The following is a 20,685-nucleotide window of genomic DNA, read 5'->3' as shown; positions in this document are numbered from 1 at the left end:
GCGGCCTCCTACTTCTTCAGACGCACCACCGCCTGGCGGGACTCGTCGGTCTGCGGCAGCGACGCCAACTCGCCCAGCGTCAGCGGCTTGGTCGGGAAGCGCAGGCGGTAATAGCCTACTTCCGGCACCGGCACGCCGCGTTCCTCGGCGAGGATCTCCGATACCGTCAGGCCGCAGAAGCGGCCCTGGCATGGCCCCATGCCGCAGCGCAGGAAGGCTTTCATCTGGTTCGGACCGCTGCAACCGAGCTTGACGGTGTCGCGCACCTGCGCCGCCGTCACTTCCTCGCAGCGGCAGACGATGGTGTCGCCGGTGGGACGACGGAAGGTTTCCGGGGCCTTGTACAGGACGTCGAAGAACTCGCGTCCGCGCACCGCCCGCGTCAGCGCGGCGCGCGGCGCGGCGGCTTCGCTGTCGCGCCGCGCCGTGTCGATGCGGCCGAGCAGATGCGCCGCCTGCAACGCCGCCAGCCGGCCGCGCTGCTCGGCCGCCAGCGCGCCGGCAATGCCGGCACCGTCGCCCGCCATGCCGACGCCGTCCACCGAGGTCAGGCCCCACTCATCCACGTCCGGCTCCCAGCAGTCCAGCGCCGTGTTCCAGCGGTGCTCGGCGCCGATGGCGCGCGACAGGTTGACGTTCGGCACAACGCCCTGGTGCAGCATTAGTTGCTGCGCGGGCAGCGTCCTGGTTTCTCCCGCCGCGGCGGTGTAGCGCACGCTTTCCAGCTTGTCCTGGCCCAGCGCTTCCAGCGCCGTCACGCCCTTGACGATGGGTATCTCCGCCTTGACCGCGCGCAGCAGCGACAGCCCCTTGCCCAGGTAGGGCGAACGCAGGAAGTCCCACACCTTCGGCAAGGCCTGGCGCAGGCGGCCGGGCGGCGTGGTTTCGAGCAGGGCGTCGACTTTCACGCCGGCGTTCAGGTACTGCCACGCCACCAGGTACAGCAGCGGGCCACATCCAGCCAGCACGGTACGGTCGGCCGGCACCACACCCGCCGACTTCAACAGGATCTGCGCCGCGCCGGCGGTGATGACGCCCGGCAACGTCCAGCCCGGAATCGGGAAGGGACGTTCCTGCGCGCCGGTGGCCAGCAGCAGGCGCCGCGCATGCACGATGCGCGCCTCGCCCGCCACCGAATACGCCACCTCGAAGCCCAGCCCCGGCTCGGGCGCGGTACGCTCGGCCACCGCCCACACGGTCGCGCCGGGCACATAGCGCGCCCCCGACTGCTTGAAGGGCTCGACCAGCGAGGCGCCGTGCCAGTAGTCCGGACCCAGCACGGCGCGGTCGGTGACCGGCGTGGTGGTGATGGCGCGGTAGATCTGCCCGCCCGGCGCGGGCTGTTCATCCAGCAGTACCGTGTCCACGCCCAGCCGCGCGGCCGCCGTGGCCGCGGCCAGCCCGGCGGGACCGGCGCCCACCACCAGCAAATCGCATTGCGTCGTCTCGATCATGCCGGCACCTTGCGCGCGCCCAGCTGGCGCTCGATCTTCATGCCTTCGCGCACGGCCGTCATGCAGCCCTGCTGGTTGGCCTGGCCATCGATGGTGACCAGGCAGTCGTAGCACACGCCCATCATGCAATAGGGCCCGCGCGGCACCTCGCCCACCGCGGTATCGCGACAGGCCTGCACGCCGCCGGCGAACAATGCCGCGGCCACGCTGTCGCCGGCGCGGCATTGCAACTCGGCGCCATTGACCGTCACCCGCACCGGCGCGCCTTGCGCCTGGCGCTGCGCTTCGTCAAGCCTCTTGAACATGAAACCTCCGGGTCGAGAAGGGCGCCATGTCGTCGTCCAGCTGGCCGGCGGCGATCATGGGCGCCAGTTTGAGCGCGTGCGCGGCGGCCAGGGTGACGCCGCTGTGACAGGTGGCGACGAAAGCGCCGGGGCACGTCTCGGATTGTTGATAGATGGGGAAACCGTCCTTGGACATTACCCGCAGCGCGGCCCAGCTGCGCACCACCCGCACCTCGCGCAAGGCGGGCAGCGTGCGCACGGCGCGGTCGGCCAGCGTGCCCAGGATCGGCAGGCCTACCTGGTTGTCCACATAGCCGGCCTCTTCCTGCGAATCGCCGATCAGCCAGGTGCCCTCATCGGTCTGGCGCAACGTGGAAAGCGGCATTTCCAGCAAGCGGCGGGTGCGCTCCAGCACCACGATCTGGCCGCGCTGCGGCCGCACCGGCACCGTCAGGCCGACCTGCTCGCCCAGCGCCTTGTTCGACAGGCCGCTGGCCAGCACCAGCTTGCGCGCGCGCACCGTGCCGGATGGCGTGGCGATCTCGAACACGCCGTCGCGCTGCCGAATCTGCTGCGCCGGCCGGCACGGCAAATAATCCACGGCCCGCTGGGCAAAACTCATGTGCAGCGCGCGCAGCAGCTTGAGCGGATTGGCGATGCCGTCCACCGGCGTCCAGCTGGCGCCGCGCACCTCCGGACCGATGCCGGGCATCATGTCGGCCAACTCGTGGCGATCCAGCAGCTTCCAGTCGTACTGCGCCATCCCGGGCTGCGCCAGCAGCGTGCGCATGAAGGTGGCGCGCGCTTCCATTTCCTCGTCGCTCAAGAGCACGTGCAGGCCGCCGCGCTGCTCCAGGTGCAAGTCCACGCCGGTCTGGTCTTGCAGCTCGGCCGCCAGTTGCGGCCAGGCGGTGACCGACGTCATGGTCCACACGCCGTAGCGCGGCAACCCCATGCCCTTGCTCTGTACCCATACCAGGCCGAAGTTGCCGCGCGAGGCACGGTAGGCCACGTCGCCCTCGTCCAGCACCGCGACGTGGTCGAGTTCACGCCGCAGTCCGTAGGCCATGGCCGAGCCGACCAGGCCGCCGCCGATCACCGCGGCGTCGTAGATGCCGCGATGCGCCGGCGCGCGGGGCGCGCTTTGTTGCGTTTCGTCCGTCATTAACGTCCCTTTCCGACAAACAGCTTTTCCAGGCCCACCGCGCGGTCCAGGATGAAGATGGCGATGATGGTCACGTAGATCAGCACCGCCGACACGGCCGTCACCAAGGGATCGATGGTGTCCTCGATATGCAGGAAGATGCGCACCGGCAGCGTGGTGGTGGACGGCGAGGCGATGAAGATGGACATGGTCAGCTCGTCGAAGCTGGTGATGAAGGCGATCACCCAGCCGCTTACCACGCCCGGCAGCAGCAGCGGCAGCACCACGCGGCGGAAAGCGGTCCAGTTCGACGCGCCCAGCGACTGCGCCGCGCGCTCCAGCGCAGGGTCTATGCCCGTGGCCGACGCCAGCACCAGCCGCAGTGCATAGGGCATCACCAGGATCACATGCGCCACGACCAGCCCGACATAGGTACCGGCCAGGTCCACGGTGGTGAAGAACTTCAGGAAGGCCAGTCCCAGCACCACGTGCGGAATCATCAGCGGCGACAGGAAGAACGCCAGCAAGGCTTCGCGGCCACGGAAGCGGTTGCGCGCCAGCGCCAGCGCGCTGGGGACCGCCAACCCGATCGCCAGCGTGGCCGACAGCGTGCCCAGCCCCAGGCTGAACCAGAACGCCTCGATGAAGCGCGGGTTATCGAGGATGGCGCGGAACCAGCGCAGCGACAGCCCGCCGCTGGGCAACGAGATGAAGCCTTCGGAGGTGAACGCTACCGCGCACACCATCACGATGGGCGCCAGGATGAACAGGATGAAAATCGTATGGAACAGCAGGCCGATGGGGCCGTTGCGGAAGTTCATGTCAGGCTCCCGACGGATTGAAGACGGCGCCATAGCGGCGCTCGATCAACCGGTTGGCCGACAACAGCACCACCACGGTCGCCACCAGCAGCACCACCGCCAGCGCCGCGCCGAGCGGCCAGTTCAGCGTATTCAGGAACTCGTCGTAGGCGGCGGTGGCCACATTCTTCAGGCGCCGGCCGCCGATGATGGCGGGCGTGGCGAAGGAACTGGCGGCCAGCGCGAACACCATGATCGAGCCCGACAGGATGCCAGGCATGACCTGCGGTACGATCACGCGCCGAATTACGGTGAACTGGCTCGCGCCCAGCGACAGCGCGGCGGCCTCGGTCGACGGATTGATCCGCTGCAGGGACGCCCACACCGAGATCACCATGAACGGCACCAGCACATGCGTGAGCGCGATGCCCACGCCCAGATTGCTGTACATCAGGTCGATCGGCGTCGAGACCAGGCCGATGCCCATCAGCGTCTTGTTGATGAGGCCGGTGGACCCGAACAGCAGGGCCCAGCCCAGCGTGCGCACCACCACCGAAATCAGCAGCGGTCCCAGCACCACCATCAGGAACAGGCCCTTCCACGGATTGGCCATGCGCGACAGTACATAGGCTTCGGCCGTGCCCAGCACCAGGCAGGCCAGCGTCACCAGCGCCGCCACGCCGAAGGTACGGGCATAGATTTCGTAGTAATAGCCGTCGCCCAGGATATCGATGTAGTTCTTCCAGGTGAAGGTGGCCTGTATGCCGCCGTAGAACTGGAAGTCGAAGAAGCTGATAAGGATTACCAGCGCCATCGGCACCACCAGGAAGGTGGCGTAGAGCGCCAGCGCCGGCCCGCTCAGCAGCCAGGGGTTGGTGCGCGCGCTCATTGAGCGGCCTCCTGCCCGGCCACCGCGCACATGTCCTGCGCGCGCCACCGCAGATGCACCGTCTCGCCCTCGGCGGGCACCGGCACGCCGTCGTTCTGGCGGATCACCAGCACCTCGCCAACGGAGGTGTCCACCTGGCATAGCCAGTGGTTGCCCTGGAACACGCGCGTCTTCATGCGGCCGGGCAGCGCACACGCCCCGGCCTCGGCGAACAGGATCTTTTCCGGCCGCACGATCACCGCGCCCGGCGGAACCGGCCGGCCTTCCATGGCGATATGGGCCTCGCCGATGCGCGCCCGCATCTCGCCCGCATAGGGCTGCGCCGTGGGTGTGAATACGTTGGCCTTGCCCAGGAATCCGCCGACAAAGCGGCTCGACGGTGCCTCATAGGCCGCGAAAGGCTCTGCTACCTGCTCGACCCGGCCCTGGTTCATCACCACGATACGGTCGGATAGCGCCAGTGCCTCGGACTGATCGTGAGTGACCAGGATGGTGGTGGTGCCGACGGTGCGCTGGATACTGCGCAGCTCCAGTTGCATTTCCTCGCGCAGCTTGGCGTCCAGGTTCGACAGCGGTTCGTCCAGCAGCAGCACGCTGGGGCGGATGACCAGCGCGCGCGCCAGCGCCACGCGCTGCTGCTGGCCGCCCGACATGCGCGCCGGATGGCGGTCGGCCAGGTGCGACAGGCCAACCAGCTTGAGCGCCTCGGCCACCCGCGCCTGCCGCTCCCCCTTGCCGACGCGCTGCATCTCCAGGCCGAACGACACGTTTTCCGCCGCCGTCATATGCGGAAACAGCGCGTAGTTCTGGAACACCATGCCCAGGCCGCGCTTGTTCGCCGGGATGCGGCTGACGTCCTTGCCGTCCAGCACGATGCTGCCGCCGCTGGGTTCGACGAACCCGGCGATCATCTGCAGGGTCGTGGTCTTGCCGCAGCCCGATGGTCCCAGCAGCGAGACGAACTCGCCGCGTTCGACCGACAAGCTCAGGTCCTCGACCGCCGTCAGGTCGCCGTAGCGCTTGGACAGGCGGTTCAATACGAGATAGCTCATGGATACTCCCGCTGGCGGCGCGCCGCGCCGCCGTTGCCTCATCGCTCGATTTCACGCGTCCAGCGCTTGTTCCAGTCTTCGCGGTTCTGGTTGACGGTGTCCCAGTCGATCACGATCAGGTCGGCGGCGCGCTTGCCGATCGGCAGCGGCACGCGCGGATCGTCGACCGCCTTGGCCTGCTTGTTCACCGGGCCGTAGCCATAGGCATTGGCCAGTCGCTCCTGCACCTTCGGGCTGACCAGGTAGTTGACGAAGGCCTGCGCCAGCGGACTGGCGTTGGGCTTGGCCACCGGGCACACCGACGACAGCAGGGCATAGGCTCCCTCCCGCGGATAGACGAAGCCCACCGGGAAGCCGGTGTCGGCGAAGGATTTGACGCGGCCGCTGCCCCACACCGCGATGTTGGCCTGGCCGCTGGAGAACAGCTCGGTCATCTTGCCTGGCGAGGGTTCGTACACCAGCACGTTGGGGCCGATCTCGTCCTTGAAGGTCTTGAAGCCGGGATCGATGTTCTTTTCGCCGCCGCCGCCTTCGCGGGCGTATTCCACCAGCGCGTGCAGGCCGTAAGTGTTGTTCAGCGGCGGCACCACCAGCTGCTTCTTGTACTTGGGATCCTTCAGATCCTTCCACGAGGTGGGCGCGGCCCATTTGCGCTCGTCGAAGACTTTCTTGTTGTACATGATGCCGGTGGCGACGATGCCGATGGCCACGGCCTTGTCGTCCTTGTAGCGCGCGGTGCTGTAGAGGTCGTTGACCGGCAGGCCCTGGATCGGCGCGCAGAAGCCGAGCGCGATGGCCTGGTACATCGGGCCGTCGTCGATGATGGCGACGTCGATCTGCTGATTGCTTTTCTGCGCCTGCAGCCGCGCCACCGTGTTGGTGGAGTTGCCGGCCACGTAGTCCAGCTCGACGCCATGCTGCTTGGCGAAGGGTGGAAATATGTCCTGGCGCATGATGTCTTCGAACGAGCCGCCGTAGCCGGCGACCACCAGTTTCTGCTGCGCCTGCGCGTTGGCGCACACACCGACGGCCACCGTGGCCGCCGTCAGGACTGCGAGTACCTTGCCCATGAAAACCCCCGTTTATTGGAAGAGAACTGCAAGAACTGCCGATGCCGCCTGAATCCGGGGATGGACTCTCCGCAAAAAAATTGCGGACCCGCTTGCCCCGCGACCTCATGTCCGCCGTACAATTTGTCCGTACATGAATGTCCGGACAAATAATGAATGCACGGAGACAGCCTTGTCAATCGGTTATTGTCCGGACAAACCCCGATAGCACGCGAAAAGGAACCACCCATGACCCGAACCTCCGAAGGCGCGCTCGAACCGGCCGGGGCGCGCGAGGCCCGTGGCCACGCCGCGGGGCCGGACGACGAGGCTGGCGGTCCGCGCTACAAAAGCATCTACCAGCAGCTGGCGCGCGACATCGGCAGCGGCCGCTATCCGGTCATGACGCTGCTGCCGACCGAACATGAACTATGCGAACAATTCGGCGCCAGCCGCCACACCATCCGCGAGGCCATCCGCATGTTGACGGTGGCGGGCATGGTGTCGCGCCGCCCGGGCGTGGGCACGCGCATCGAGACCGCCCGCGCCAGCACCCGGTTCACGCAGCGCATCTCGCAGTTCCCCGACCTGCTGCAATACGCGCGCAACGCCGCGCTGCTGGTCCAGGATGTGCGCACGGTCAAGCTCGCCAAGCGGCTGGCCGAGACCCTGGGCGCCGAACCCGGCCAGTCGTGGCTGCACATCAACTCCATCAAGACGCTGGACGACCAGGACACGCCGGTCGCGTGCACCCTGATCTACGCCGATCCGGCGCACTCCGACCTGCGCGCCGACATCCAGCCGCGCATCTCGCTGCTTCGGCTGATCGAGGACCACTTCGGCCACCGCATCCACGAGGTCAACCAGGAGTTCTCGGCCACGCCCATCGCCGCGCCCATCGCCCGGCAACTGCACGTGGAACCGCGGACGGCGGGCTTCGTCATTACCCGTCGCTACTACGGCAGCGGCGGGGTGCTGCTGCTGGCCACCATCACCACCTTTCCCCACGACAAGATGAAGTACTCGATGTCGCTGAACGTGGCGTAGCCGACGGGAAGGCGCCGGCGACGCGAGCCTGGGGTGCCGTCAGTCCGGCCTGACCCCGTGATACGCCGCCAGCAGCAGTTGGTGGATGGCGTCCCGCTGCCCCGCGTCGATCTGGCGCGGATTCCAGTAAGGCGCCTGCACGGCCAAATCCGCCGCGTGCCCCAGGTCGGCTTCCGTTATGCCGCCCAAGGTCCTCAAGGCCACCGGCGCGCCGTTGTCGCGCGCCAGATCGAACAAGGCGGCGGCGGCACTGGATCCCCCTTGCGTGCCCAGCGCGCGTTCGATGCGCGCCATGGCCGGCCGGGCGAAGGGCGCATTGAATGCGATGGCCTGCGGAAGGATCACGGTATGGACTTCCGCGTGCGGCAGATTGAACGTCCCGCCCAGGGTGTGGCACAGCTTGTGGTGCAGCGCCATGCCGACATTGCCCAATACGGTGCCGCACAGCCAGGCGCCGTACAGCGCGTCGGCGCGCGCATCGGCATCCGCGGGCTGGCGCCGCAGGACGGGCATCGCCCCGGCCAGCGCCCGTATGCCTTCTTCGGCCATCATCGCCATGATGGGATTGCCGTCCTTCGCGTACAGTCCTTCCGCGGCGTGCGCGATGGCGTTCATGCCGCTGGTGATGCTTAGCGCGACAGGCAGGCGCAGCGTCAGGTCGGGGTCGTAGATGACCGTGCGTGGGAGCGCGCGCGGATCCTTGCCCGTTTTCTTGAGGCCCCCTTCCGTCATGCCGTAGATGGGCGTCATCTCGCTGCCGGCGTATGTGGTGGGGATGGCCAGGATGGGCAGGTCCAGCTCCAGCGCGATCGCCTTGGCCAGGCCCACGGTGGAGCCGCCGCCCATGGCGACGAGGCAGTCCGCGCCCAGCCGGCGCGCCTCTGCGCGCGCCTCCGACACGAGCGCCATCGGCACATGCATGACCGCGCGCGGGAATATGCCCGCGGCGCGCCGGTCCAGGCGTTGCGCGACGGCCTGCGCCGGGCCCTGCTGGCCCGGCGTCGATAGCACCACGACGCGTTCCGCCCCCAGAAGTTCGACCTCCTGCTCCAGGGATCCAAGCGCCCCGCTGCCGAAAACCACCCTGCCCGGCTGGCTGTTGTAGATAAATGCTTTCACACCGCCCCCCCCTCGCGACCCGATTCAATACGATGTCGTATTCCACCACAGACGTCCCGGCGGCGGGGCTATCCGGCCGGCGATCGGGGACTGCCTGACACCGATCGCCACATCGGAATCCAGGCAAGCATCATACGATCAGCGGCCTTTCCCCACATAGGGAATGGCGTGATCGATGGTGTCCCAGATGAAGCGGCCGGAGGGCTCCTGCTGTTCTTCGGCGATATGCGAAACCAGCCCCGCCGCACGCGATATGACGGCGAAGCCCCGCATCAGTGCGGTCGGTACGCCGATTTCGCCCAGCAATGCCGCCACGGCGCCCGTCGCGTTGATGGTGATGTGCCGCCCGTGGATGTCGTCGACGACGCGCGCCAGCAGCCGCAGCGCGCGCAGCCAGTGCCCCGGCAGCTCTGCCTCGGCCTCGCCCAAGGCCAGCAGTTTCAACGCCCGGGGATCGTCCGGCTTGTGCAGGTGATGGCCGAAGCCGGGCAGATGGGCGCGGGATTCGCGATACCCGAGGACGATATCGCGCGCCTCGGCCTCCGGATCGGCGGCATCGACCAGGCGCCCCAGCAGGCCGGCGCAGTTTTCCATGGTGCCGACGAACTGGCTGCCCACGGCAAGCAAGCCCGCGGACACGGCGCCTTGCAGGTTCTCCGGCGCGCTCATGTAGACCAGCCGCGTGGCGATCGCGCTGGGGGTCAGGCCATGCTCCATCAGGGTGATCAGCACGGCGTCGACCACCCGCAGGTCCGTCGGGCGCGCCGCGCGTCCCATGATCTGCATGAACATGACTTCGGTAAAGGTCTTGTGGCCGATCAGTTCCTCGACCAGATCGGCATCGCGATAATGCATACCGGTCAGGGAATGGGTGCACAGGCGGGTGACGGGAGCATTCATGGTTCGTTTCCTCTATGTGGCAGTCGGGTTGCATCGCCAACCGCTTCAGTGTCCGGTAGCGGCAACGGCGGAGGTCTCGCGCGACACTTGCTCGCGCACGGCGGTTTTCAGCACCTTGCCTACCGGCGAACGCGGCAGGCTGTCGTGGAAATGGACGTACTTGGGGGTCTGGACCGGCCCGAGCAGAGCGCGCACGTGCGCCTTCAGCGCGTCGGCGCTGGCCGCGCGGCCGGCATGCAACTGCACGGCGGCATGCACCGCCTCGCCCCATTTTTCGTGGGGCAGGCCGAACACCGCGCTTTCGTAGACGGCCGGATGATTGGCCAGCGCGTTCTCCACGTCGATGGGATAGACATTGAAGCCGCCGGTGATGATGACGTCGCGCAGCCGGTCCTTGATGTGCAGGAAGCCCTCCGGATCGACCATGCCCACGTCGCCGGTATGCAGCCATCCGTCCACGATGGTCTCGGCCGTCTTCTCCGGCAGCCGCCAATAGCCGCTCATGACGAGGTCGCCGCGCACGACGATCTCGCCCGTCTGTCCATCGGGCAGCAGCGTACCGTCCGGCGCCATGATGGCCAGCTCCGAGAACCAGGTCACGCGTCCCACCGCGCCGCGCCGGTGCGGCCCATCGAAGTCGCGCGGCCGCATGGCGGTGACGATCTGCGGCGCTTCCGTCTGCCCGTAGGTCGTACCGACGACGGGCCCGAAGAAAGCCTGGACCTCGGCCAGCTTGTCCACCGGCATGGGTGCGCCGCCGTAGATCAAGGCGCGCAAGGCCGGGAAATCGGCACGGCTGACGCCTTCCTGCGCCATCAGCATGTAGATCAGCGTGGGCGGCATGAACGACAGCGTGCCGCCGCGCTCGCGAAAGGCCTGCGTGATGGTGTCCGGGTTAATGGTGTCCAGCAGCAGGTGCGTCCCGCCCTGCGCGAGCACCGGCAGCAGGTAGGTCGACGTGCCGTGGGTAACCGGCGCGGCGACGACATAGCGATCGTCCTGGTTCAGCTCCCAATTGGCGATCTGGTTCACGATCAAGACGTTCCACGCGCGATAGGGCTGCATGACACCCTTCGGCATGCCGGTGGTTCCGCCGGTGAACTTGATGGCCTGCGTGTCGTCGCGCGACAGATCGTGACGTACCGGAACGCCGCCCGCGTGGCGCGCCAGCAGATCCGCCAGCGTGCCCGGGCCGCTGCCGTCCAACCGGATGCCGACGGCATCGTGGGCGGCCAGCGCGGGCTCCAGCAGCGGCACGCCGGTATCGTCCATGATCAGGATGCCGGGCTCGGTGGCCTGGACGATGCGGGCCAGCTCTGGCGCGGTGCTGAGGGTGTTCAGGGGTACCCAGGTCTTGCCGGCGGCGAGCACCGCCAACAGGGCCACGATGTGCCCGGCGGTGTTGCCCGCGCCGATGCAGACGCGGCTGGAGGGACGCGGGTCGGCCGCCTGCAGGGCGCATGCCAGGGCGTCCACCTCGGCACGCAGGCGGGAATAGCGATAGGTAGCGCCCGGGCTGTCCAGGGCGATACGGTCGGGATGCCGACGCGCGGCGCGGTAGAAAAAATCGATCGGGTACACACCTTCTCCCTAAGCGCGATTGATGCGGTAAACGCGCCGCGTCCGGCGCCATGGCCGCGGCGCGCAAGGCCCCTGGGGGCGGGTTCAATCCGCCTTCAGGTCGGCCGCCTTGATGACCTTGGCCCACTTGGCGATCTCGCTGTCTATCCACATGGCGTAGGTCCGGGGGGTATTGGGCTGCGGCGGCGCGACGAAGCCGCTGTGCTCGTAGGCCTGGCGCATGGCGGGACCAGCCAGGGCGCGATTGATCGCGGCATTCAGTTTGTCGACGATGGGTCGCGGCGTGCCTGCCGGCGCCATCAGCCCGAACCACGACTGTACGGAGAAGCCCTTCAACCCGGCCTCCGCCAGCGTGGGCACGTCCGGCGCCAGCGATACACGGTCCGGCGAGGTGACGCCGAGCGCCCGCAGCTTGCCGGCACGCACCTGCGGCAGCGACGAAGGCAGGTTGTCGAACATGGAATCCACCTGCCCGCCGAGCAGGTCCGCCACGGCCGGTCCGCTGCCGCGGTACGGCACGTGCAGGATGTCCGTTCCCGTTTGCTGCTTGAACAGCTCGCAGGACAGATGAATCGACGAGCCGGCCCCGGACGAGGCGCAGCTCAGTTTGCCGGGATGCGCTTTCGCATAGGCGATGTATTGCTGCACGGACGTCACGGGAAGCCTGGGATTGACGACCAGGATATTGGGTACCGTCGCCAGCATCCCGATCGGTGCGAAATCCCTGACGAAGTCGTAGTTCAGCTTGCGGAAAAGCGTGGTGTTGATGGTGTTGGCGATGGAGCCGACATACAGGGTGTAGCCATCCGGCGCGGCGCGCGCCACGACTTCCGCGCCGATGTTGCTGCTGGCGCCGGTCTTGTTCTCGACGACAAAAGACCGGCCCAATTCCTCGGACAGCGACTTGGCAATCAGCCTGGCGACGATATCGGTGGCGCCGCCGGCGGCATAGCCGACGACCAGCGTCACGGGTCGTTCGGGGTAGGCATCGGCATTTGCATTCGTGTTGGCGCCGCCACTGGGGGCGGCGTTGGCGTTGCCGGCCGGGCCGAGGGCTGCCGCCAGCGTAGTGGCGGCAGCCAGGCCCCGCAGGAAGCGGGACGAAACGGTATGCATGGTTGTCTCCTGGTTTTATCTTTTGTCCAAATTTTGGACATCTATTTGTTCTGACGCAGGCGCATATTCCGGATATATTCGCCCTCTGACAAACGAATGTGTCCAAGAAATGAACAAACCGGAATCCACTTCCGCAGCCGGCCCCCGCACGCTGCGCCGTGGCCTGCGTGTGCTGGATACCCTGCGCCGGGCCGGTCCCGGCGGCCTGTCCATCATGGAGGTCGCGCGGGCCACGGGCATCCAGCGCCCTACCGTCTATCGGTTCCTGGATGTGCTGGTCGAAGAAGGCTGCGCATCGCGCTGCGCGGATACGCGGCGCTACAGCGTGGCGCAGACCTGGGCGGCCCCCGTGGATACGCATGCCGCGGCCATGGCGCGGCTCAAGCCCGCCCTGCGCCGCATCAGCGACGAAACGGGAGACGCCGCGTTTCTCGTATGCCGCTCCGGCGGCGATTCGCTATGCCTGCACCGCGAGGTCGGCAGCTATCCCGTACAGGTTCTGGTGGTCACGGTAGGGCACCGCCAGCCCCTGGGCGTGGGCGCGGCCGGCCTGGCGCTGCTGGCCGCGTTGCCCGAGCAGGAATCCAAGGCCATCATCCATGACAACCGCAATGCCCTGCCGGCGTATGGCGGTATGTCGCCGACCCAGATGCAGCGGCTGGTGGCCAACACCCGCGGGCGCGGCTGGTCGGTGGTGGGCAATGCCGCGGTGCCGGGCGTCGTGGGCGTGGGCGCCGCCTTGCTCGATGCGCGTGGCTATCCTGTGCTTGCGGTAAGCGTTTCCAGCACCGTGGACAGGATGTCGTCATCGCGCCAGAAACAGGTGGCGGGCATCATCCGGCGTGAACTGGACGCCGCCGCGCCGGCGTACTGATCTTCCCCTTCACGGCCGCTTGACCAAGGTCAAGGTGCCCAGGAACAACGCAGGCTTCGCCACCTTTCGGTTGTCGACCGGCACATGCCGGATGACCAGGACCCCGCTGACTGTCAAGCGGCGCGCGGCAGATAGCGCGGCCCGGGCGTACGATGGCCGAACTGTTGCGACAGCTGTTTGCGCATGGCCTCGTAGGCATCCCATGCCGCGCCGTCCTGCAGCGGCGGGATGGTGACCACTTCCCCGGCATCCAGACCCGCCAGCGCGGCGTCGACCATGCTTTCCGTCGACATCACGATTTCGTTCGGCAGCTCGCTATGCGGCAGGCCCGCATTGCCCCAGAAATCCGTGGCCGTGGCCCCCGGCAGGACGGCCTGCACGCGCAGGCCCTTCGCGCCGAGTTCGTACTGCAGCGATTGCGTCAAGGCCAGTACGAAGGCCTTGGTGCCACCATAGACGCCGTTCAGGATCTCCGGCCCGATGGCGACGATCGAGGCGATATTGACGATGGTCCCGCCGCCCTGCCTGATGAAAGCGGGTACGGCCGCGTAGGTCAGGCGCGTCAGCGCTGTCACGTTGATGTCGATCATCCCGGTCATCGTCGCGACATCGCTGTCGAGCAGCGGCTTGACGGCGCCGAAGCCGGCATTGTTCACCAGCATATGGATCCCACCCTTCGCCAACACTGCCTCGACCTGCGCGGAATCGCCTTTGTCGGCCAGGTCGGCCTGGAGCAGCGAGACACTTCGGCCGGTGCCCGTGCGGATACGCTCGGCGACGGCGGCCAGCCGGTCCATATTGCGGGCGACCAGGACGAGGTCATAGCCGCGCCGCGCCAGGCGATCGGCGTAAACGGCACCTATACCCGAAGAGGCGCCGGTGATCAGGGCAGTCTGTACGGCCATGTTGAATACTTTCCAGGATGAATAGAGAGGCGACCATTGTGCCGACAAGCCGGAACCCGCTTCTGACAAAGAAACGGCATTTCAGGACATCGCCTTCCGCCGCCTCGCTCCCGGCTTTCCCAGGTTCCGGCATGCCCTTCTGGACATGGTTGCTGCCCACCTTGGCTCCGTACAGCGACAAAGCGGAGATGGCCCGGAAGAGTGGCAGGGAACCGGCCAATAGCGCCTGTGTCACAACGGCTATTTTTCGATCCCTGGGAAGGGGCTCGAATCGGGAGCAGCCGTCTTGTCCGTTGCGTATGCCCTGGCCTTGGCCAGGAATCATCTTTCGTCTCCTCCAATCTACCCACGATCGCCAAAGGCGCCCGATCTCGCCCTGACCGGGATCGCCGCCGCGACGGCAAAAGAGGCGCTGGCCCTGGGCCGCCCGGCGGCGGCGATGGTTGACCGGTTTGCCAAGGCAGACGCGCGATCCGGCGATACGCCAGCCAACACCGACGCCCGCCGGGAAATGGCGGCCCGCCTGACCGCCGCTTTCGTCGAACACGCACGCGTCAGGCTGGGCCTGGCCGCCGAAGACGACGCGGCCCGTGTCATCGCCGCCTTTTTCGCCGCTTACCCCAAGCCCGATACCCCCGTCGCCGGAAGATGGCTGGAACACGACGCGGACTTGATGCTTTGCCTGGCCCGCGCATGCCGGCTTTTCGCGCACGAGCCTGTAGCCGCGGACATCGGCCCCGGCCAGCGGCGCCTGCTGGCCAACGGTCTGGCGCTCGCGCTGACCGACTCCATCGACTGGCCGGCGGCGTTGAACGCGGATGCCGCGGACGGCGCCGCCGTGTTTTACGACGGCCTTACCCTGCGCAATGCCAACAAGCTATCCATCGAGGACGCAGCAGCGGCGATCGAAGCCCGCATCGGAAAGACGCTGGACGCCTCCGCCGCCACGCGGGGGTTCGCGCCCATTGTTGCGCAGCTGCGCGTCGCCCTGATCGACGATCCGACGCTGAACTTCGAACCGCTGTCGCCATCGCCGCGCTACGGTAGCCGCGACTGGGTAAAGCTGTGGATCGGCATCCAGGCATGCGCGGCAGCCGGCGTGGACGCCACCGCCATGACGGCCGCGCAGGTCAGCGCATTCGGCCAGGCCATCGATATCGGCGCAGCCCGGCAGAACCACCGCAACACGGCGCCTCCCCCGCTGGCGCAGGATCAGGCGGAAACAGGGCAGCGCCCCCCGCTCCCGCAGGGGGAGGCGGTGCACCCCGTCCCGCTGCCATCCCAGATCGGCCTGCTACTGATGGCGCACGCCGCCGGCCAGGTGGATCTGATGCAGCTGCGCGAAGGCGACCAGGCCGCAATCGCTGAAAAAGTCCAAGCCTTTGCCGCCGACGAGTTCCGCACCGAACTTGCGCTGGGCGAGGCCATCGACCGCCTGCTGGCCCTGGATCCCCCGCCCAGCGCACGCAGCATCGCGGAGGACGCGCTCAGGGACCAGGGCCTGGATCCCATGGCCATCGTCATCGAAGAGCCCATCTCCTCCAAGGGCAGGCGCGAGAGCCATAAGCTGCATGAGTTCTATGTGAAGTTCAACGACCTGGCGGAGATCGAACCCAACCGGTTCAACCGCAAGCTGATCGCAAAAACGAGCCGCGACGCGCCCCTGTACAAGGATCTCTACGAGCGGAAATTCGATGCCTATATCGCCGATTACCTGGACGCCCACAAGAAAATGCTGGGCCTTATGCTGGACACGGCGGCCAGGGATGGCTTCCAGCCCGGCGACAGTGGGGCGTCCGTTTCCATCCACCGCGCCCGCATCACGTCGCACCCCGGCGCGCAGGCCCACGGCTTCTTCGTCACCTGCACGGATGCCCAGCGCCCCTACCGATACTTTGTCTCGCCCGGCGGAACCATCGAAAAAATCCCGGACCGGATGGACCCTCAGGATTGGCTGGTCCAGAACCGCCATAGCGCGTTGACGCAGGAGGACCTGAACGGGATAAAGCGCGCCTCCGGTTCGGACATGGCGTTCTCCTGCGTGCTGGAGCAGACGTTCTCCGGCGAAGCCGGCCGCATCGGCGATGCCATCGATGCGCATTTCCGGCCCGGCTTGCTGGAGCTCAAAAAACAAAGCGCGCCCATCCAGGACGGCATCAGCAAAGCGGACCGCGTGCTGGAGACGATCGTACCGTTCTACGGCACCTACACATCCATGAAGCGCGGCGAGTATGCGTCAGCGTATCTCTCGTTGGTGACCGGGGTATTCGCCTTGATACCCACGGCCTTTGCCGCCAGCAAACTGGTCGGCATCAGCAGGAAAGCCCTGGTCGGGGGGATTCGGGTCGCACTCGGCTCGCTCGCGGGACACGGCCCCGTCAACAGCGCGGGGTTGGGTTTCAGGCACGCCGGCGCCCATCTGCCTTCGATGGGGCTGCATGCCATGCATACCGCCGGAACGCTACTCGACACGCTGTGCCCGGTGCCTGTCGGCACACGCTCGTTCGGCGAGCTGTTCGCCCGCGCTTACCGGCAGTTGAAGCCGACGACGCTGCGCCGGATCGCCGACGCGCCCGGGCAGCTATTCTCCGGCCGCACCCGCACGATCGCGCCGCCCACGGCGTCTCCCACGACCTTCACGCTGCTGCCCGGGACCGGCGCGCGGCCGCCGGTGCCCGCCGCGCCTGGCGTACAGGGCATCCCCATCGCCGGCAACGCGCAGCCGCCGTTCGTCAAGGCCGCGGACGCGGAGGGTGGCACGCGATGGCTGCGCCGCGTCGGCAGCGCCTATGCCCAATTCGACCCGCACCGCCTGCACCCGGTAGGACCTGTTCTGGTACGCGGACGCAAGGGCGCGCTCACCCCCTCGCTCCACGTAACCGAACTGGCGCACCACGCGGTTTCCGACCCCGCCACGCTCAGCATGCTGGCGCGCGCGCGGGTATCCGACCAGGGTACGGTCACGCTCGACAACAGGATCTTCGCGCCCATCGCCGGCGCCTATATCGAAATCGCGCCGCGTACGCCCACGCCGGCGGGCGAACCACCGGCGTGGTACCCGGTCCCCGCCGTTGCACGCGCGGCGAGCGATGCGGCCGAGGACATGCCAACGCTGTTGACCTATCATCCAGGCCAAGGGGGCTGGATCGACCTGGCCCATCGCGCGCGTGACGTGGCATTGCCCCCTGGCGTTCTGGACCGCTACCGGGTCGCGGATGCCGGCTTACGGGAAGCGCTTGCAAGGGCCCGGGTGTCCGGGGACGGCACCATCATGCTGGGCGCCAGGCGCTACGCACCGATCCATGGCGACTATCTGGAACTGGCGGCCGACCATGCGGCCAGCACGCCGGAACGGCCAGTCTGGCGCATTGCCGGCGCGCCCCTGAGCGGCACCCGCAACGGCACGCCCAGGCTCGCCTGGGACAAGGACCTGGGTGTCTGGCGCGAACCGCGCCGCATTCCCGCCCTTCGCGGCGGCGGGGCACTGCACAGCGCGCCCGCCGGCGCGAACGCCAATCCGATCAAGCGCGTCATTGTCGATGACGACACCATGAAGAGTATGGCCGAACGCATCGTGATGCAGCACGACGGCGGCGTGGGCCTCATCCCGATACGCCTGAAGAATACGGAGACCGTCCACGAATCGGAAAGAGTGCTGCGTGAAGCCACGGACCTGACCCGCTATCCCTGGTGGGAAGAAGAATTCGACGACTATCTGGGCATCATGGTGCTCGATCTGGAGAAATCCGCCTACGCCAAGGTCGATCCCCGCCTGGCCGACGCGGCGGACGCCGGGCGCTTCAAGCGCGAGATCGAAGAGGACATGCGAACCTTCCTGACGGACCTTTATGCCAGATCCGAAACGTTCCGCGGCCTGGTCAACAAGGCCAAGGCCAAGGGGATATTGAAGAAAGACCGCGCATGGACCATCCATATCTCCTTGCCTGCCGCGCTGAAGAACGGAAAAGCGATCCTTGCCGACGAGCCGCTGGTCGCAGGCGCGATGATCCCGGGTTCCATCGATACCGGGGTAAAGAAGATCGTCGTGCCCGAGGTCAAATCGCCGCCGTTCTTCAGTACCGGCCAGGTGCTGAACCAGGAAAGAAAGGTCACGCTGGGCATCATCGTCGATGGTGGAAAACACGCGCCGCAACAGGCTCCCTCGTGCATCGTCCATGAGTTCATGCACTTCCTGACCCTGAAGGACGATCCGGCCGAGACCTGGGACCGCGGCGCCGTCGAATACCTGGCGCAGCGCATCCTGAAGGAAGCGGGCTACTCGCAACCCCGCCGGCTGACCTACACGACGCCTATCGACGGGAACAAGGCATTCGAGTACGGCAAGACCCAGGTGGAAAGACTGCATCGGTACGTCGACGCGCAGGACGAATATCTGAAGGCGCGCTTTCCGATGCCGGATCCTCCGGCGGACGCCTGGAACCCGTCCCAGGGGAACGAGCGGTGGAGGAAGGTCGATACCACGACGGCCGGAGATTATTTCCCGTCGCACTGAAGGCTCGGCTGCGCGGCCATGTCGACGTACCTGGCCGCGGTTCGAGCATCGCGCGGAAAATCCCGCAGCATAAAAAAAGGCGCCCCGGTAACGGTAAGCGCCTGATTTTGCATGAGTTTTTTGGGGTGGCTGATGGGACTCGAACCCACGACAACCGGAATCACAATCCGGGACTCTACCAACTGAGCTACAGCCACCGCAGCAAAGAAGCGAGATTCTAGCATGCTTTATAGGGGTCTTTTCAAGTCCCGGGCATCGGGGGCGGTCGCCGGCCGGCGGCCGTCTTCAGGCCCCTCGCGTACCTTCTGAATGCCGGACCGGGCCGGCGCCGGCCGTGTCGTTTGTGTCCATACCGCCACAGTTGCGGGCCGGGGCTTGGTATCCTCCTGAGCTAGCCGGTTCGCAGGGGGCCGGCGCACCGCTTTTGCGACTCGCTGGGCAAACGAATACCAACAACCATGCGCGAACTGCATCAGATTCTGGAAACTTACTGGCCGCATATCGTTTTCACCGTCAGCCTGGTGGCCGGCGCGGGCGCCGCCGTCCATGCCGCGATGACCAAGAACGATGTGCGCGCCGCCATAGGCTGGGTGGGTATCACCCTTTTTTCGCCTCTGCTGGGCGCCGCGGCCTACTTCGTGGCTGGGGTCAACCGTATCCGCATCACGCGCGTATCGCAGCAGCGCGACGATGCCATGGTCGCCTATGCGCGCGAACCCTCGGCACCCGACCCGGACGTGGTGCCGCTGTCCGCCCCGCAGTTCGCCTCGCTGAAAACACTGGCGGACAAGGTCAGCCATTTCCAGCTGCTGGGCGGCAACTCGGTACAACTGCTGGATGGCGGCGACGAAGCGTATCCGGCGATGATCCAGGCAATCCGCCAGGCGCGCTACACGATCGCGCTGCAAAGCTATATCTTCGACAACGACCCGATCGGCCGTGAAATGGCCCAGGCCCTGATCGAGGCCCAGGCGCGCGGCGTCCAGGTGCGCGTCCTGATCGATGCGATCGGTTCGCACTACTCCCGCCCGCCCATCATCCGGATGCTGAAGAAAGGCGGCGTGCCGACGGCGCGCTTCATGACCAACCCGCTGGGCGTGCTGCGCATGCCCTACGCCAACCTGCGCAGCCACCGCAAGATCCTGGTGGTGGACGGCCGGATCGGGTTCTCCGGGGGCATGAACATCCGCGCGGCCTTCGTCAGCGCGCTGGCTCGGGACGACACCAACCGGGATACGCACTTCCGCTACGAAGGCCCCGTCGTCACGCAGCTGCTGTCGGTGTTCGCGCATGACTGGGACTTCACTACGGGCGAGTCCCTGGCCGGCAGCCTTTGGTTCAATCACGCGGCAGGCACGGTGAACGGTATCCCGGCAGGGGCTGCCGGCGCGCCAGGCAGCGCGGCGGTGCGCTGCGTACCCTCGGGTCCGGACCGCTCGTTGGGCAGTACCCACAATATGCTGCTGGGCGCGCTGGCCGTGGCCCAGCAGCATGTGCGTATCCAGTCCCCCTATTTCCTGCCGGACCAGACCCTGATCGGCGCCCTCGCGACGGCAGCGCGGCGCGGCGTGCGGGTGGACATCGTGATCCCGGGAAAGAACAATCTGCGGCTGGTGGACTACGCGATGACGGCGCAGCTGGACCAGGTCATCCGTTGGGGCTGCAAGGTGTGGCGCACGACCGGCATGTTCGACCATTCCAAGCTGATGACCGTGGACGATGCGTGGTCCTATACGGGGTCGTCCAATCTCGACCCGCGCAGCCTGCGGCTGAACTTCGAGCTGGATACCGAAATCTACGACCGCGCCACGGCGCGTGCCATCGGGGCGCGCATCGACGCCACCATCGCGACCGCCATCCCGCAAACGCTGGAAACGCTGCGCACGGCGCCTTTCCTCAAGCGCCTGCGCAACAAGGTGATCTGGCTGGCCACGCCTTATCTGTAGGCATGCGCCGCA

Annotated in this window: 16 protein-coding genes and 1 tRNA gene; 4 read left to right on the top strand and 13 right to left on the bottom strand. The window is 67.0% G+C overall.

The features are described 5' to 3' along the window. Positions 1–8: 8 nt before the first annotated feature. From ACO1P8_RS01605 to ACO1P8_RS01575, 7 genes are read right to left on the bottom strand one after another with little or no spacing between them, the layout of a single operon-like run. Positions 9–1,454: an FAD/NAD(P)-dependent oxidoreductase gene (locus tag ACO1P8_RS01605; protein WP_486294185.1), complete on the bottom strand. Its 1,446-nt coding sequence runs from the start codon at positions 1,452–1,454 to the stop codon at positions 9–11. Beyond that, complete coding sequence (locus ACO1P8_RS01600) at positions 1,451–1,759, bottom strand: (2Fe-2S)-binding protein (protein WP_486294184.1); 309 nt, start codon at positions 1,757–1,759, stop codon at positions 1,451–1,453. Before ACO1P8_RS01600 ends, ACO1P8_RS01605 begins: the two co-directional genes overlap by 4 nt. Then, positions 1,743–2,903, bottom strand: a complete 1,161-nt coding sequence (locus ACO1P8_RS01595; RefSeq protein WP_486294183.1) for an NAD(P)/FAD-dependent oxidoreductase — start codon at positions 2,901–2,903, stop codon at positions 1,743–1,745. Before ACO1P8_RS01595 ends, ACO1P8_RS01600 begins: the two co-directional genes overlap by 17 nt. Beyond that, positions 2,903–3,703 carry an ABC transporter permease gene (locus ACO1P8_RS01590; protein ID WP_486294182.1) on the bottom strand — a complete coding sequence of 267 codons (801 nt, stop codon included), beginning with the start codon at positions 3,701–3,703 and terminating at the stop codon, positions 2,903–2,905. Before ACO1P8_RS01590 ends, ACO1P8_RS01595 begins: the two co-directional genes overlap by 1 nt. A gap of 1 nt (position 3,704) precedes the next feature. Further along, positions 3,705–4,571, bottom strand: coding sequence for an ABC transporter permease (locus ACO1P8_RS01585; protein WP_486294181.1), 867 nt, complete (start codon positions 4,569–4,571; stop codon positions 3,705–3,707). Then, on the bottom strand, positions 4,568–5,623 hold the full coding sequence (locus tag ACO1P8_RS01580) for an ABC transporter ATP-binding protein (protein ID WP_486294180.1): 1,056 nt from the start codon (positions 5,621–5,623) through the stop codon (positions 4,568–4,570). Before ACO1P8_RS01580 ends, ACO1P8_RS01585 begins: the two co-directional genes overlap by 4 nt. A gap of 38 nt (positions 5,624–5,661) precedes the next feature. Continuing rightward, positions 5,662–6,693, bottom strand: a complete 1,032-nt coding sequence (locus ACO1P8_RS01575) for an ABC transporter substrate-binding protein (RefSeq protein WP_486294179.1) — start codon at positions 6,691–6,693, stop codon at positions 5,662–5,664. A gap of 228 nt (positions 6,694–6,921) precedes the next feature. Here ACO1P8_RS01575 and ACO1P8_RS01570 point away from each other — a divergent pair, with 228 nt between their 5' ends. After that, on the top strand, positions 6,922–7,719 hold the full coding sequence (locus ACO1P8_RS01570; protein ID WP_486294178.1) for a GntR family transcriptional regulator: 798 nt from the start codon (positions 6,922–6,924) through the stop codon (positions 7,717–7,719). A gap of 39 nt (positions 7,720–7,758) precedes the next feature. On the opposite strand, the gene ACO1P8_RS01565 is transcribed toward ACO1P8_RS01570, so the two are convergent. From ACO1P8_RS01565 to ACO1P8_RS01550, 4 genes are all read right to left on the bottom strand, one after another. Further along, the gene (locus ACO1P8_RS01565) at positions 7,759–8,838 is read right to left on the bottom strand and encodes a maleylacetate reductase (protein WP_486294177.1); all 1,080 of its coding nucleotides are present in this window, start codon (positions 8,836–8,838) and stop codon (positions 7,759–7,761) included. 138 nt (positions 8,839–8,976) lie between these two features. Then, positions 8,977–9,738 (bottom strand): citryl-CoA lyase, encoded by a 762-nt coding sequence (locus ACO1P8_RS01560; RefSeq protein ID WP_094840893.1) that lies wholly within the window; start codon positions 9,736–9,738, stop codon positions 8,977–8,979. Between the two features lie 45 nt (positions 9,739–9,783). Beyond that, positions 9,784–11,319, bottom strand: a complete 1,536-nt coding sequence (locus ACO1P8_RS01555) for a class I adenylate-forming enzyme family protein (protein ID WP_486294176.1) — start codon at positions 11,317–11,319, stop codon at positions 9,784–9,786. A gap of 84 nt (positions 11,320–11,403) precedes the next feature. After that, complete coding sequence (locus ACO1P8_RS01550; protein ID WP_486294175.1) at positions 11,404–12,435, bottom strand: tripartite tricarboxylate transporter substrate binding protein; 1,032 nt, start codon at positions 12,433–12,435, stop codon at positions 11,404–11,406. 109 nt (positions 12,436–12,544) lie between these two features. Here ACO1P8_RS01550 and ACO1P8_RS01545 point away from each other — a divergent pair, with 109 nt between their 5' ends. Continuing rightward, positions 12,545–13,309 carry an IclR family transcriptional regulator gene (locus ACO1P8_RS01545; RefSeq protein WP_486294174.1) on the top strand — a complete coding sequence of 255 codons (765 nt, stop codon included), beginning with the start codon at positions 12,545–12,547 and terminating at the stop codon, positions 13,307–13,309. Between the two features lie 113 nt (positions 13,310–13,422). Here ACO1P8_RS01545 and ACO1P8_RS01540 read toward each other — a convergent pair whose 3' ends face one another. Then, positions 13,423–14,214, bottom strand: coding sequence for an SDR family NAD(P)-dependent oxidoreductase (locus ACO1P8_RS01540; protein WP_486294173.1), 792 nt, complete (start codon positions 14,212–14,214; stop codon positions 13,423–13,425). A gap of 439 nt (positions 14,215–14,653) precedes the next feature. Between ACO1P8_RS01540 and ACO1P8_RS01535 the strand changes: the two genes are divergently transcribed. Continuing rightward, entirely contained in the window at positions 14,654–18,727 is a 4,074-nt protein-coding gene (locus ACO1P8_RS01535; protein WP_486294172.1) for a hypothetical protein, read from the top strand. 121 nt (positions 18,728–18,848) lie between these two features. Here ACO1P8_RS01535 and ACO1P8_RS01530 read toward each other — a convergent pair. Further along, positions 18,849–18,924 (bottom strand) — tRNA-His (locus tag ACO1P8_RS01530). 261 nt (positions 18,925–19,185) lie between these two features. On the opposite strand from ACO1P8_RS01530, the gene ACO1P8_RS01525 reads away from it, so the two are divergent. Further along, positions 19,186–20,673, top strand: coding sequence for a phospholipase D-like domain-containing protein (locus ACO1P8_RS01525; protein ID WP_486294171.1), 1,488 nt, complete (start codon positions 19,186–19,188; stop codon positions 20,671–20,673). Positions 20,674–20,685: the final 12 nt, after the last annotated feature.

The organism is Bordetella sp. (assembly GCF_057362025.1).
Note: the sequence above shows the minus strand (reverse complement) of the source record. Positions and strands in the feature narration are given on the sequence as shown.